This window comes from Marinilactibacillus piezotolerans (genome assembly GCF_900169305.1).
Classification (GTDB): Bacteria; Bacillota; Bacilli; order Lactobacillales; family Carnobacteriaceae_A; genus Marinilactibacillus; species Marinilactibacillus piezotolerans_A.
On record NZ_FWDP01000004.1, the window covers coordinates 1,206,160 to 1,219,856 of the forward strand.

At 39.4% G+C, this 13,697-nt stretch carries 10 protein-coding genes and 1 pseudogene; 3 read left to right on the top strand and 8 right to left on the bottom strand.

Features of this window, described 5'->3' with window-relative positions:
* Positions 1 to 14 precede the first annotated feature (14 nt).
* From pth to mtlA, 4 genes and pseudogenes are all read right to left on the bottom strand, one after another.
* A complete protein-coding gene (gene pth / locus B6F02_RS09500) occupies positions 15 to 575 on the bottom strand; it encodes an aminoacyl-tRNA hydrolase (protein WP_080147104.1) in 561 nt (186 codons plus the stop codon).
* Between the two features lie 145 nt (positions 576 to 720).
* On the bottom strand, positions 721 to 1,122 hold the full coding sequence (locus tag B6F02_RS09505) for a hypothetical protein (RefSeq protein ID WP_080147105.1): 402 nt from the start codon (positions 1,120 to 1,122) through the stop codon (positions 721 to 723).
* 191 nt (positions 1,123 to 1,313) lie between these two features.
* Positions 1,314 to 1,844: a hypothetical protein gene (locus tag B6F02_RS09510; protein WP_080147106.1), complete on the bottom strand. Its 531-nt coding sequence runs from the start codon at positions 1,842 to 1,844 to the stop codon at positions 1,314 to 1,316.
* A gap of 570 nt (positions 1,845 to 2,414) precedes the next feature.
* A pseudogene (gene mtlA / locus B6F02_RS09515) lies at positions 2,415 to 3,572 on the bottom strand (mannitol-specific PTS transporter subunit IIC); the annotation flags it as partial.
* Between the two features lie 422 nt (positions 3,573 to 3,994).
* Here mtlA and glmS point away from each other — a divergent pair.
* The 3 genes from glmS to B6F02_RS09530 all read left to right on the top strand — a co-directional run bounded on the left by glmS (position 3,995) and on the right by B6F02_RS09530 (position 7,196).
* On the top strand, positions 3,995 to 5,803 hold the full coding sequence (gene glmS / locus B6F02_RS09520) for a glutamine--fructose-6-phosphate transaminase (isomerizing) (RefSeq protein WP_080147108.1): 1,809 nt from the start codon (positions 3,995 to 3,997) through the stop codon (positions 5,801 to 5,803).
* A 144-nt stretch (positions 5,804 to 5,947) separates the two neighbouring features.
* Positions 5,948 to 6,610, top strand: coding sequence for a uridine kinase family protein (locus tag B6F02_RS09525; protein WP_256864680.1), 663 nt, complete (start codon positions 5,948 to 5,950; stop codon positions 6,608 to 6,610).
* A 25-nt stretch (positions 6,611 to 6,635) separates the two neighbouring features.
* On the top strand, positions 6,636 to 7,196 hold the full coding sequence (locus B6F02_RS09530) for a DUF1697 domain-containing protein (protein WP_143745271.1): 561 nt from the start codon (positions 6,636 to 6,638) through the stop codon (positions 7,194 to 7,196).
* 98 nt (positions 7,197 to 7,294) lie between these two features.
* On the opposite strand, the gene celB is transcribed toward B6F02_RS09530, so the two are convergent.
* The 4 genes from celB to B6F02_RS09555 form a co-directional block, all read right to left on the bottom strand.
* On the bottom strand, positions 7,295 to 8,632 hold the full coding sequence (gene celB, locus B6F02_RS09535; RefSeq protein ID WP_080147110.1) for a PTS cellobiose transporter subunit IIC: 1,338 nt from the start codon (positions 8,630 to 8,632) through the stop codon (positions 7,295 to 7,297).
* A 437-nt stretch (positions 8,633 to 9,069) separates the two neighbouring features.
* A complete protein-coding gene (locus B6F02_RS09545) occupies positions 9,070 to 9,624 on the bottom strand; it encodes a GNAT family N-acetyltransferase (RefSeq protein WP_080147112.1) in 555 nt (184 codons plus the stop codon).
* Positions 9,625 to 9,854: 230 nt separating this feature from the next.
* The gene (gene aspD, locus B6F02_RS09550) at positions 9,855 to 11,429 is read right to left on the bottom strand and encodes an aspartate 4-decarboxylase (protein WP_080147113.1); all 1,575 of its coding nucleotides are present in this window, start codon (positions 11,427 to 11,429) and stop codon (positions 9,855 to 9,857) included.
* A 227-nt stretch (positions 11,430 to 11,656) separates the two neighbouring features.
* Positions 11,657 to 13,627, bottom strand: coding sequence for a S9 family peptidase (locus B6F02_RS09555; RefSeq protein WP_306293716.1), 1,971 nt, complete (start codon positions 13,625 to 13,627; stop codon positions 11,657 to 11,659).
* Positions 13,628 to 13,697: the final 70 nt, after the last annotated feature.

Consider the following 13,697-nt stretch of genomic DNA (forward strand, 5'->3'; position numbering starts at 1 on the left):
AGCTGCTTTACGTTTTAATTATATTTGGTCATTGTATCTTGGAACGTCTGCCCTTCTGACCAATATTTCACTGCATCAGCCGACTGTTTGACTGCAGCGAGCATCTCTTCATGTACCGATTTGTCGAATCCATTCAACACATGAGAAATAACAGACTGCCCTTCATATGGACGTCCTACACCAACTCGAATTCGATTGAATGTTTTCGTCCCGATATGCTGGATAATACTTTTGATACCGTTATGTCCGCCTGCTCCGCCTTTTGTTCTCAAACGAATTTTCCCAGTCGGCAAGTCCATATCATCATAGATCACAACAATATCTTCTTCAGTCAACTCATAATAGTCCATCCACGGACGAACAGATCTTCCGGAATCATTCATAAATGTCTGCGGTTTAATCAGCAACACTTTCTCTGTACCGATTCTGCCCTCCGCATAAACAGAATCAAATTTACTTTTATTGAAAGCCCACCCTAACTGGAAAGCTAATTCATCTAATACAATAAACCCTATATTATGCTTGGTTTCTCTATATTTTGCACCTGGGTTGCCTAATCCAATAACTAATTTCATGGTTAATCTCCTTGCAGTAAAATTCTTGTACATGCAAAAAAGCTGAACGATTGATCGTCCAGTTTTTCCGTATCGTGCTTTGTATTCAGTATAGCACAGTTGATGAATGAAAAACATGTTTCACATCCGAACACTCAACTGTCTATTATGTCTTTTTAACAAACTGATGGTGACAAGAAGGACAAGTAATTTTCACTTTCCCTTTTCCTTTTGGAACACGCACTTTCTGCTTGCAGGAAACACAAGTATAAAACTTATATACTTTCTGCTGCGCTCGCTTGTTTTTCAATCGCTGAAAGAACGTCACTGTTTTTTGCTTGATTTGGATATATTTTCTATATTCCTTATAACGTGCAGCTTTTTCTTTTGATAATACTCTCAAAATAGCATAGGCGATGAATGCTATCCCTATAACGGAGAAAATCAATCCGCCGACAAAATTGGATAATAGATTGATCACTAATCCCGCAATCAGCAACACTCTGGAAAATTCATCCATTCCGTAACGGCCATTCATATAAAACAACATTTTTTGAATAAATTGCATTTGTTCCCACCCTTTGAAGTTATTCGAGGTTCATATACAACTAGAATACCATCAAAATTTAAAGAAACCATGAATATCTCAGTTTTCAAGTCAGGAAATCGTCCAGATAAACTGACTAGACAAAAAACCGAAGTTTTCCTGCTTCACGCAAGAAAACCTCGGCTGTCCATATACTAAGTCTGGTTTTTAAATTATTCTGCAGCTGGCTCTGCTTCAGTTGCTGAAACAATAACCGTTTCGTGACGAATTAAATCTTCAGCATTCACTTCATCTCCAACTGCTCCCAAATCTTCGTCAGAAACACCAACTTGATAAGTTGTATCTTCTGCAGGAGTTGAAACAGGATAAGTGAATTCACCCTCTGTAACTTCAGGCTTAGCCACAACTTGACCATCTTGAATGATATATGCGTAAGGCGTTACACCTTCTTCAGTTGCTACAGCCGTTCCTGTAATAACAGCTTCTCCGCTAACTGGATTGTATACATAACCATCCTCTGTCCAGGTTGCACCTGAAAGTTCCAATTCGATTGTAGAAGTGTAGTTAAGATCGTCTGACTCAATGCTGTCGATAATTTCTAGTGCACTTTCACCAGAATTTTCAGAACCTGAGCTCGCTTCTTCAGTAGTGTCCGTTTCTGTTTCTGATTCATCTCCAGAACCGCATGCCGCTAATAAAAGGCTGGAAACCGCCAATAACCCAACTAATTTTTTATAAACCATTCTTTCTCCCCCTAAATGTATGTAGACTTGTTATTCAAAACTTGCCTGAATACAAGTCTATCTGTAAAATCCATTAACTGTATATTACCATATATACGTTTATATAACAAACTTTTTAATGAAAATTCATTTTGATAAATTTAACAAATATACAGTCGTTTTACTTTTTAAAACGGTTTTTCTTGCCAATATACAGTAGGGTATACAAAATTACATTATGATAATTTAGAGAAAATATTGAGAATATAATTAAATAGTTATATAATGAAGCACGTTTTATCATTATTTTTTCATTTTCAATGTTTTTTCACTTTACAATATGCTTCAGCAATTCTTTCAGTCAACTGCTCGTCTTGTAATTGTGTGATGTCTTTAACCACATCAGAGACAGACTCTTTTGACAATCTTTTTTGCAGTTCAACACTTTCCTGATCGTTGGGATCATTGTAGCAGAGTAGCTTGGCAACAGTAGAAACCAGCGCTTCTGTTTGGAGTCCACTCTCTTTCGCTTCAAAAGGAAACGCAGAAAACAGTGGAGAAATTCACTGTTTTCTGCGTTTCTGCAATATTAAGAAATGAAGCGCACATTGCTGACAATCCCATACCAGCATCACAAGCGAAGATGATTTTGCTGACATGGTTGTTTTCAACTGCTTCAACACCCATTGCTGCATCTAATGCGTCATCTTCCTCTTCTGCTTTGTCTAATTTCAGAACAAGCGCTCCAACTGCAAATGAAGCCGCAGCTGCTAAGATAACACTTAAGATAACTGTTACATAAGAACCTGAAGCTGTGTTTGCCAAAATCGCAAGTATCGAACCTGGTGAAGCTGGTGCACGGAGCGCGCCGTCTAGTAATACGTTTGTGAAAGTCCCTGTAACCCCGCCGGCAATTGCTGCTAAAAACATTGCTGGTTTCATCAATACATATGGGAAATAAATTTCATGAATCCCACCGATAAAGTGAATCAAGATTGCTCCAGCAGATGAAGATCTTGCTGACCCTTTACCAAACACCAAGTAAGAAAGTAAGATACCAAGTCCTGGTCCCGGGTTAGCTTCCAACAGGTAAATGATTGATTTTCCTGCTTCAGTTGTCTGCTGAGCTCCCAGCGGTGTAAAGATACCGTGGTTAATTGCATTATTTAAGAATAAAACTTTAGCTGGTTCAATAAATACGTTTGTCAACGGTAGTAAATTTGCGTTAATGATCCACTCTACTCCGGCAGCCATGGCGTTGTTCAAGCCTAAGAAGACAGGACCAATCGCCCAGAAGGCTAATAGCGATAGCAAGAAACCGATAATTCCGCTTGAGAAGTTGATGACCAGCATCTCAAACCCTGTCGGAATCTTGTCTGAGAAGAAATCATCAAAGAGTTTGATTGCAAACCCACCCAAAGGACCGGAAACCATAGCGCCTAAGAACATCGGTGCTTCAGGGGCACCCATGATGACCCCCATCGCTGTGATAACCCCAACGACTGCTCCTCTCTGTCCGTGAACCACACTACCACCTTGATAAGCGATCAATATTGGAATCAGAAATCTGATGATCGGGTCTACCATTGTTGCTAGACTCTCCCTGGGTAAGAAACTATCTGGAATAAATAATGCTGTAAGAATTCCCCAAGCGATCAGCGCTCCGATATTCGGCATGATCATACCGCTCAGATAAGAACCCAAGCGTTGAATAAAAGCTTTTGCACCTCTACTTTGTGTTTGCTGCATGTTATATTCTCCTTTTTTATTTATAATATTTACTGCTTAACCTTACATTTACATTGTAAGCGCTACGCTTACTTAATATTAGCTCTACTAGTGGAGACATTGTCATAGTTTTTTTGACAAGATTCATATTAATGAGTAGATTAATATGAATCCTTGCTTAATTTAAGATGAAATTATCTGCCATTTGCTTAATTATATTAAGTCTTTCTCTTTTCACTTAATATAATTAAGCAAACTACTCTACAAGGACCATTTAAAATAACACATATACCAATTTTATTATTTAGTCCAATATTTATTTGACAATCCTTAGTATAGGTTATAATATTGTCATGCATCACGTTATCGAAACCAAAAAACAGTATATACCAATGCTAATCTGGTCTATACCTCTAAAAAAATTATTGAAAGAAGGAACACTTATGTGCGGAATTGTAGGATATATCGGAAATAAAGATGCAAAAGAAATTTTATTGAATGGTTTGGATACACTAGAGTACCGAGGATATGACTCTGCGGGTATTTATGTAACAGATGAAGAAAATCAAGGTCATTTATTTAAAGAAAAAGGCCGTATTGCGGCACTTCGTGAAAAAGTAGATGGTTCTATCAACGCTTTCTCAGGAATCGGTCATACACGCTGGGCAACCCACGGTGTTCCAAGTGTAGCCAATGCTCATCCTCATCAATCTACAAGCGGTCGTTTCACTATTGTACATAATGGTGTAATCGAGAACTTTGAAGAAGTCCGTGACGCTTATCTGTCAGATGTAGAATTCCACAGTACAACAGATACAGAAGTTATCGTTCAACTAATCGCTTGGTTCGTAGAATCTGAAGGTCTTGAAACCATTGATGCCTTCAAAAAAGCAACCGTTACATTGAAAGGTTCTTACGCATTAGCATTAGTTGATAACGAAAACCCAGACACTCTGTACGCTGCTAAAAACAAGTCTCCTTTATTATTGGGTACTGGCGAAGGATTCAACGTTATTTCTTCAGATGCTATGGCAATGGTTCGTGAAACGACTGAATTCATCGAATTGATGGATGGCGAAGTGGCTACTCTGACAAAAGATTCCATCAAAATCGAAGACCTTGCCGGCGAAGTGATCGAACGTGACAGCTACACTGCTCATATCGATGCAAATGACTTAGGTAAAGGAACTTACCCATACTACATGATCAAAGAAATCGATGAGCAACCAGCTGTTATGCGTAAATTGGTTCAGCAATACCAAAATGCAGAAGGTCAGCTAGAGATTGACGAAGAAGTATTGGCAGAAATCATTGAGAGCGACCGCGTTTATATCGTGGCTTGCGGAACAAGTTATAATGCAGGTTGGGTCGGTAAACAGTTACTTGAACGTGTTACAGGTACTCCAACTGAAGTTCATTTAGCAAGTGAGTTTGCTTACAACACACCTCTATTGACTAAGAAACCGTTCTTCATCTTCTTATCGCAATCAGGTGAAACAGCGGACAGCCGCCAAGTGTTGGTTCAAGTAAACAAAGCAGGATACCCTTCTTTAACGTTGACAAACGTTCCTGGTTCTACACTTTCTAGAGAAGCGAAACATACATTACTATTGCATGCGGGTCCTGAAATTGCTGTAGCTTCAACAAAAGCTTACACAGCACAAATTGCTGTTTTAGCAATCCTTGCTGAATGTATTGAAAAATCCAATGGAGAAACTTCTCCGATCGATGTCGCTCATGAACTAGGCATCATCGCTAACGCTATCGAAACAGTTATTGATGATCACGAAATCTTCGAACATCTGTCAGTGACTCACTTGAGCACAAGCAAAAATGCTTTCTATATTGGTCGCGGAATCGATTACTACGTCGTAATGGAAGCTGCTTTGAAATTAAAAGAAGTTTCTTACGTTCAAGCTGAAGGCTGGGCATCAGGAGAATTAAAACATGGTACGATCGCATTGATCGAAGAGAATACACCCGTTATTTCAATCATTACGGATGAAGTTTCTGGACCACACACTCGCGGGAATGCCCACGAAGTGATTTCTCGCGGAGCGAACAGTATGATCATTTCCATGGAAGGATTAGATCGTCAAGAAGACGCTTATGTTCTTCCTAAAGTTCATGATCTATTAACTCCGCTGATCAGCGTGATACCAACACAATTGATTGCTTACTATACGGCACTTCACCGTGGAAACGATGTTGACAAACCTCGTAACCTGGCTAAATCTGTAACCGTTGAGTAAATCGACTGTTTAAATGAAAGAACTGAGAAGCCCGTTTCCTCTGGTTTTCTCAGTTCTTTTTGTTTACTATAAACTTATTAAGCTTTTAACCTCTTAAAGGTTTTATTAATAAAGTTTTTACTTTAACAGTGGAGTGATGACATAATGGATATGCAGACATTTACAGAAAAGATAGCGGGCAAAATTAGAACATTGGAGAAAAAATCACTGCTCATCGGTATCTCTGGTCACGGCGCTTCCGGCAAAACGACATTTGCTGAACAACTCATAGCGGTGTTAGGTGATCAAAACGTTAATTACCTGAATACTGATCCTTATATCATCCTTTCCGATGTTAGAAAATACACTAATATCGAGTATATGTTTGACCAAAAAAGCCATCAGTATACAATGACCGCCTGCCACCCTAGCGCTCACTTTGTCTCTGCATTAGAAAGAGATATTCAGATGATCAAGGCTGGATATGATTTACAAACGATTGACGTCCCTTACGCGCCCACAGCTTCAATTTCTTCCAGTAATGCTATTACGATTGTTGAAGGAATGAGTACAGCCTTTATAAACCCTGATTTATTTGACTTGTCGATTTACTTTTATACAGACGGAGAAACCGAATGGATTCGCAGGAGTACTCGAGATACTAAAGAAAGAGATCGCACCTTAAAAGAATTGAATGACTCACATCAAGAAAGACGCATTCAATACAAACTCTTCATGCATCCGTTTCGTGAGCATTTTGATATTGTCGTAAAATCCTCAGAGCCTTCTTCTAAACTGAAAATAATAGAATCCAATTTCACTATATAGACTTAAATAGTATAGGAGGATGAATATGATTTATATTGCATTGTTGAGAGGAATCAATGTGGGTGGTAAAAATAAAATTAAAATGGCAGCGTTACGAGAAGCACTGACAGCACTCGATCTCAAACAGGTCCAAACTTATATCCAAACCGGGAATATTGTTTTCGAATCAGCTTTAAGTTCCGCTGAGTTGATCCCTTTGATCGAACAGAAACTATCTGCTGCTTTCGATTTTTCTGCTCAGGTCCTTTTACGGACTGCTCCTGATCTTCAAGCCGTCTATCAGCATATCCCGTTTTCTGATAATGAACTGTCGAAAGCTCAAGAATCTGCAGTTGGTGAAAGTCTCTATGTCGCTTTTTTGTCCGCCCCTTTATCAGAAGTAGCTGTATTATCCCTGGAGTCATATAAACAAGACAGCGAGGAATATCATGTAGACGGAGCACACGTCTATTTCCTTTTTTATGAAAGTATCCGCAACTCTAAATCAGCCAATCACCTGCAAAAACTGGATCCCGCTGCAACAATCAGAAACTGGAAAACAGTGACGAAGCTTGTCAGCATGACTGAGGAGCCCAACAACAACTGAACGAATAATCCAATTTAAAACTCTTAAAACAAAAACTCTGCGAGAATGTGATTGTTAGCCGCATTCTCGCAGAGTTTAATTATATAGTTAGATTTATTTTAAGCTTCTGTAGGTTGAGTCGCTTGTACTCCGCCTTCTTCAACAGCTTCGATTCCTTCAGTACCCTCTGTTTCCAGTTGGTACGCTTTCTGATCGACGATTCTGAAGAATGGGTAGTAGACTGCAGCACTCACGCCAATTTGGAAGACTTGTAAAACAGCTCCTCGCCATCCGCTTAAGAGTAATCCAGAGATAATTGGTGGTGTGGTCCAAGGAATATTGGCACCGTTTGTTAACGGAACTAAGTTTAAAGCCATTGCTGCATAAGTCATTCCTGCCATAATCAATGGCATCAATAGGAACGGAATAATCAGTACTGGGTTCAATACGATCGGAAGCCCAAAAACAAGTGGTTCATTGATATTGAATAGTCCAGGAACCGCTGCTAGTCTTCCCAATGTTTTATATTGTTGTGACTTAGCAAACAACAGAAGACAAATTGCTAGTCCAAGTGTTGCACCAGCTCCTCCGATTTTTACGAAGTTACCGTAGAATTGAGCATTAATGATATTTGGCAGTTCAGCCCCAGCACTAAATGCTGTTGCGTTTTCAGCTGTCAGGTTCAACCAGATCGGGTTCATTACTGCACCGACGATGTTTGATCCATGAATCCCAAATGACCATAGCAACCCTTCAAAGATGAAGATAATAAAAGTTGTAGGCAATGTACGCGCTAAAGCTAATAACGGCGTTTGCAGAATTTGGAAAATAAATGCGTGTGCCGTTTCAAATGGTGTTAAACTGAATCCAATACGGACAAAGTTGAAAAGAACAATGACAATAAATCCAGGTATAAGCGCTGAGAATGATCTTGCTACGTTTGAAGGAACGGATTCTGGTAATCTGATGACCCAGCCTTTTTGAATAACCCAGCGATAGATTTCTGTAGAGATAACTGCAGCCAGCATTCCAACGAATAGTCCGCTCGCACTTAAGTTAAGTGTCGGAATCCCTGTTGCTCCTCCAGCGTCTGCAATAGAAGGTGTTAAAATAAAGAATGAAACTAATGCTAGTAATATTGCTCCAATATCATCTACTTTATAGTAGTTAGCCAACGATTTGGCTACACCAACCATAACAAACGGTGTCATGATTTCCATGGTCATGTTATAAGGTACCATGAAATAGCTGTTCCAGTCTGCACCCAGCAATCCTTCCATAAATTCTGGATAACCATTGATCGGTAAATTAGCGAATAACAAGAATACTGAACCAATAATCAATAAAGACATAGCGCCGAAGAACCCAGCTTTTACAGCAGATAAGTATCTATTTGCGTCTAATTTAAAAGCAATCGGTGATAATACATCAGATAATTTATTTAGTGCTTTTTCCATAACATAAACCTTCTTCCTTCTTTTAAATTGAATGATTGCAACTTTCATCAACCTGGCACGAACACGATTAAGCGTTTGCAAAATTATGTTTTGAAACTATCCCTTTTTTTGCTCCCCCCCTCTGCTTACCACAAGATCTCTACTCCTAGGAACCTTGCTGTTCAGTTCGAATCTTAGCTGTACTGTCCGTACCGCTTTTGCTGCCGCTCTGTTCTTTGTAACCCCTTTCATGATTTCATTATATTTCCTCATCCTGATTTTAGCAAGCGTTTTCTTTGTTGTTATATCAGCATTTACAGTGTGTAATCCATTACATATGTGTTCTATCAGCATTTCTTTTTTAAAACTTTTTTTGAATATAACTGATATTTCTGCAAAGTTTTATTATGGCTAAACAGTAAAAGAGACTCCTTAGTAAAAGAGTCTCTCTATAGCTTTTATCCTTTATTTTTATTTGCTGTCCATTCTTCTTTCAAAATCCCCATTCGGATAGAATCATAGTAGGTCCCATTCCAGTAGCGGACTTTTCGCAAGCGGGCTTCCATGGTCATGCCCAGTTTTTCACCTACACGAATCATACGGTGATTACCAGACCAAGTCGTATAGCCTACTCGCACTAAATCCAGTGAATCAAATAAGTGTTGGATCCATAATTTTAAGATACGAGTACCATATCCTTTTTCTCGTTGAGGCTGCTCATACAAAAGAATGCCCATCTCCAGCCATTTCGAAGGTTCATGCTCCCAGTAATAACTGACTGTTCCTACAATTTGTTGATTGATCAATACGACTTTCATCTGGTCATTTTCAATCCAGTCACTGCATTTTTCCAGAAACACTTCGTAAGCTAAAGCATGATGTTCATAATAGGGCGCGTCCCATAATTTCCATTCTGGATTTTCTTCTTTATAAGCATATGTCCACAACTGCTTCATATCGTCAGCTGTGATATCTCTGATTGTAATCTCTTGATCTTTTAAAAACTCTGACATCTTCATATCCTCTCTGATCTTGTACATTTACTTTGTCAGAAAGAATCACTTTTTAGATTAGTGTTTGTTTTCCCCTCTGACACTTTGCTTATCTGCTGATTGTTTTCCATGGCACTCATCCCTTTCTATGTACACTCTTTATTCTATCGGTTCAGTGAACAGAACTCAATAACACTGAACAGAAGACATTAAAAAGACGTATGCACATTAGCTGTACATACGTCTGATATTCATTTCCATGCTTGATACAAACGATCGATCATACTCGTGATTCTATTTCCAATCTCTGTATACGCTTCGGTTGGAAGATTCGCTAATGAAACTCGGACCGTCCATTTGCTGGAGCCAAACGCTTCTGACTTCAGCAGCATCAACTGCTCTTCTTCTACCAGTTTTGCGACTAAATCCGTCATTGTCCAGTTTGCTTGGATATACTCAACAAATACTGAGTTGTATTTCTGGCTCAACCACCATTCAAAATCGATTTCACAGTAATAGGCGGTATTTAGTTCCTTCAGCGGCAGGGTCATTCCTAAAGAAGCATAAAGCAGTCTCCCTCTTTCCTGACAAATACTGATGACTTCTCTTTTGTATACATTTTCTTTATCCATAAGCGCGTACAAACTGAACAGGGTCATCATGACTTGCTGTGGTGCTGAAAGCCCCGCCGCATGATTTAATGCAACCGATCTGCTGTCAGCCACTAATCGATCAATGAACTTAATTTCTTCCGGATCAGAAGTCAGTGTTTCGTATCGATGGTTTAATTGAGCACGTTTATGTTCTGGTAATGCCTTCAGTCGTTCATCAAAAATATTTTCTTTGGCGACGGCTATTGTACCGATTCTCCATCCAGTGGCACCAAAATATTTAGAATATGAGTAAATACAAGCTGTATTGTACGGCAGTACGGTAAATAATGATGTGAACTGATTTAAAAATGTCCCATATACATCATCAGATAAAATCATTAATTCAGGGTTATCCTGTTCCACTATATCGATCAGCTGGTCAATGGAATCTCCATAAATGGCATTAGCCGTTGGATTACTCGGATTCACTACAAATACAGCTTTAATCTCAGGATTACGCAGGCGATCCAGTTCTTTTTTCGAGAACTGATAACTGGTATGGCCGTCAATATTCATCAGCTCAGAGCGGATGTACTCAACGTTAAATCCATATTCTGGAAGCTCAGGAATTTCCATATAGGGAGCAAAGGTTGGAATCAGCAGTGCAATCGTATCCCCTTTTTCCAGCAAAGCATTGTTGAATAACGAATTGAATGTGTAAACGATGCCTGCTGTTCCGCCTTCTACAGTGAAAATATCAAAAGGGGCGCTTTCAGAATCAAATAACTCATGATGCAGATACTGTTTAATGGGTTCTTCGCAAGCATTCAGTACACGCTCGGGATGAGGATAGTTATCACCAATCACGTAATCCAGCATTTCTTTCAGCCATATTTCTCTAGGCATTCCCATTAAATGCGTTCCATTTTCCCAGATCATTTTAAGCAGCTCTGCTCCTCTTGCTTCTTTAGCAGATAAAAACTGTTCAAATCGTTCTGCACGGCGTCCATCTTCTAGAATCATTCCTGCAATTTGACTATTTGGGTGATGGATGGTCTCGCTTGTAGCAAATTCTCCCAACAAGAAAAATGCTTCTCTTGGAATAGGGGCTGTCCAGTTCGGATTCCCTCTGCCGGCATTCAAGAACGCTTTTGTATTCGGCGTCTGCTGTCTCTGATTTTCCAAGTATAAATTCAATTCAAAAGGACTTAAGCTTTCAAGATCCTGCTTCAAAATTCCACTCCTAGTATTTTCCTTCTCGTCTTCTTCTGTCGTGATTGAGTATAACAAACAAGCTATGAAAACCCAAATTGAAAAGGCGAATCTATGGGATTCTATACAAATTTTAATCTTTGATTGGCTTTCTAAGGTTACTCTCACTTAGCCTTTTAAATCATACTTCCCAAAAAAACTGCTCGCCTTTATATTGAAAAGTCGAGCAGTCTGGTATTGAATTTCCTTTAATGTTTTTCAAACCAGTCTGAGATAGCTTCCATTCTATCCAGACGTAAATTCGGCAAGCCCATTCGAGACAATCCGTGACTAGATTGCGGGAACGTAATCAATTTAGTATCTACTTTATGTTTTTTCATAGCAATATACATTTGTTCTGCCTGTTCTTGTGGACAGCGCAGATCTTCTTCTCCATGGATGACCAGCAAGGGGGTCTCAACTTGTTCTGCATATGCCAGCGGAGACATTCTCCATAGCTCTTCCACATTGCTTAAATCATGCTGTAATTGGAATTCAACAAAATGCGGTCCAATATCACTCGTACCATAGAAGCTGATCCAGTTAGAAATACAACGTTGAGTTACCGCTGCTTTGAAACGATTTGTATGCCCAACGATCCAGTTTGTCATGAAGCCTCCGTAACTTCCCCCAGCAACATACAAGCTGTCTTGGTCAATTTCCGGGTGGTTTTCCAGCACTTGATCTGTTCCCAGCATTAAATCTTCATAGTCTTTGTTTCCATAGTCACCCAAAATGGATGCGACAAATTTCTGACCATAGCCGTTTCCACCGCGAGGGTTCAGCATAATAACGCCATATCCCTGACCAGCCAATTTCTGCATTTCATGAAAAAAGCTTTCTCCGTAACATACTTGCGGACCGCCATGAACATACAAAATTGCCGGATGACTTTCTTTTGATTCAACTGGCGGTACATACCAGCCTTGGATATCCCAATCATCAGCACCTTTATACCAGAACATTTCCGGTTCAACGATTGTATGCTCAGCCTCGAATGCAGCATTTGGATTATACAGTGTAGTAATTTCTCCGGATGCCGTATTTAACAATCCGACTTCACTCGGTTTGATGACAGTAGAATACGTAACAGCCAGCTCACCTTCAGACTCTGTCAGATCTCCACCCGTTAAATGAACTCTTTCATCCACCAGTTTCTCAGGATGACCGCTCTTTGATCCTTTATATACTTGAAGTTTTCCATGCTCTGTGACAGGGAATAAGTATTCATCATTATTGATCCATTTAACTGGGAACTCCGAAACATTTTGCTGGAAGTCGCCAATAATCGTATCGCCTACTTCAGCATCCAAATTTTCTGTCAAGCATACCAACTGGTTCGTTTGAACATCGTATCCATACAATTTAGCTTGTGATACAAAAGCAAACTCAAAATCATTTCCAACCAGCAGATAATAGTCTTCCACTTCATTGGCGGCTAAGAAATAGAAGCTCCCTTGAGGAATTTCGCTAGTCAGTAAAGACGTTACTTTTGTTGCAATCGAATACTTGTAGACACTTCCGCCATACACCCATTCGTCTTCCGGATTCAGCTTATCCCCAAACAGCAGATAGCTTTCATCTTTCGCTACATAACTTAATCCAACCGGACGATCTTTTTCTAATATAACTTGATCCTGCTTAGTAGCAATGTCGACTTTTTTGATCTGATAGGTTAAGTCAGACGGCAATACTCCGCCGCCATCCATTTTGTACTGAAGTTTTGTGATTACTTTTGGTTCCGGAAGCTTTTTCTCTTTATTCTTTTCTGCATCTTTTTCTGCTTCTTCCGGTTTTTGAGAGGTTTGATAATAAACACTTGCTCCATTACTTGTCCATTCATAATGATTGATTCCGTTCTTTTCTTCTGTTAATTGAAAAGCCGAACCTCCAGTTAATGGAATTAAGAACAATTGTGTTTTTTTATCCTTAGTATTGTTGGATAGGTAACCCAGCCACTTTTTGTTTGGCGAAAGACTGATCCCTACATTAGATGATCCGCTGTCTCCCCAGTGAACACGTTCTCCAGTCTGCTTGTGAACACTGTAAATAGATGTCTCGTACGTATTTTCTTCTTTGTTCATAGCCGTTTCTACAAAAAAGACCAGCTCTCCCCATACGACTGGCTGTGAAACACTCTTCAAATCATACAAACTTTCTTTTGTGATTGTCTTCAACACGAAACTCCACCTTTAAAAACATAATTAAAATATAACTAATTGAGTTCAGCTACCCTATCCATACATTTGA

Bases quoted from the DNA above. Each gene is read 5' to 3' on its own strand.
- pth (WP_080147104.1), bottom strand. From the start codon at position 575: ATGAAATTAGTTATTGGATTAGGCAACCCAGGTGCAAAATATAGAGAA.
- B6F02_RS09505 (WP_080147105.1), bottom strand. From the start codon at position 1,122: ATGCAATTTATTCAAAAAATGTTGTTTTATATGAATGGCCGTTACGGA.
- B6F02_RS09510 (WP_080147106.1), bottom strand. From the start codon at position 1,844: ATGGTTTATAAAAAATTAGTTGGGTTATTGGCGGTTTCCAGCCTTTTA.
- glmS (WP_080147108.1), top strand. From the start codon at position 3,995: ATGTGCGGAATTGTAGGATATATCGGAAATAAAGATGCAAAAGAAATT.
- B6F02_RS09525 (WP_256864680.1), top strand. From the start codon at position 5,948: ATGGATATGCAGACATTTACAGAAAAGATAGCGGGCAAAATTAGAACA.
- B6F02_RS09530 (WP_143745271.1), top strand. From the start codon at position 6,636: ATGATTTATATTGCATTGTTGAGAGGAATCAATGTGGGTGGTAAAAAT.
- celB (WP_080147110.1), bottom strand. From the start codon at position 8,632: ATGGAAAAAGCACTAAATAAATTATCTGATGTATTATCACCGATTGCT.
- B6F02_RS09545 (WP_080147112.1), bottom strand. From the start codon at position 9,624: ATGTCAGAGTTTTTAAAAGATCAAGAGATTACAATCAGAGATATCACA.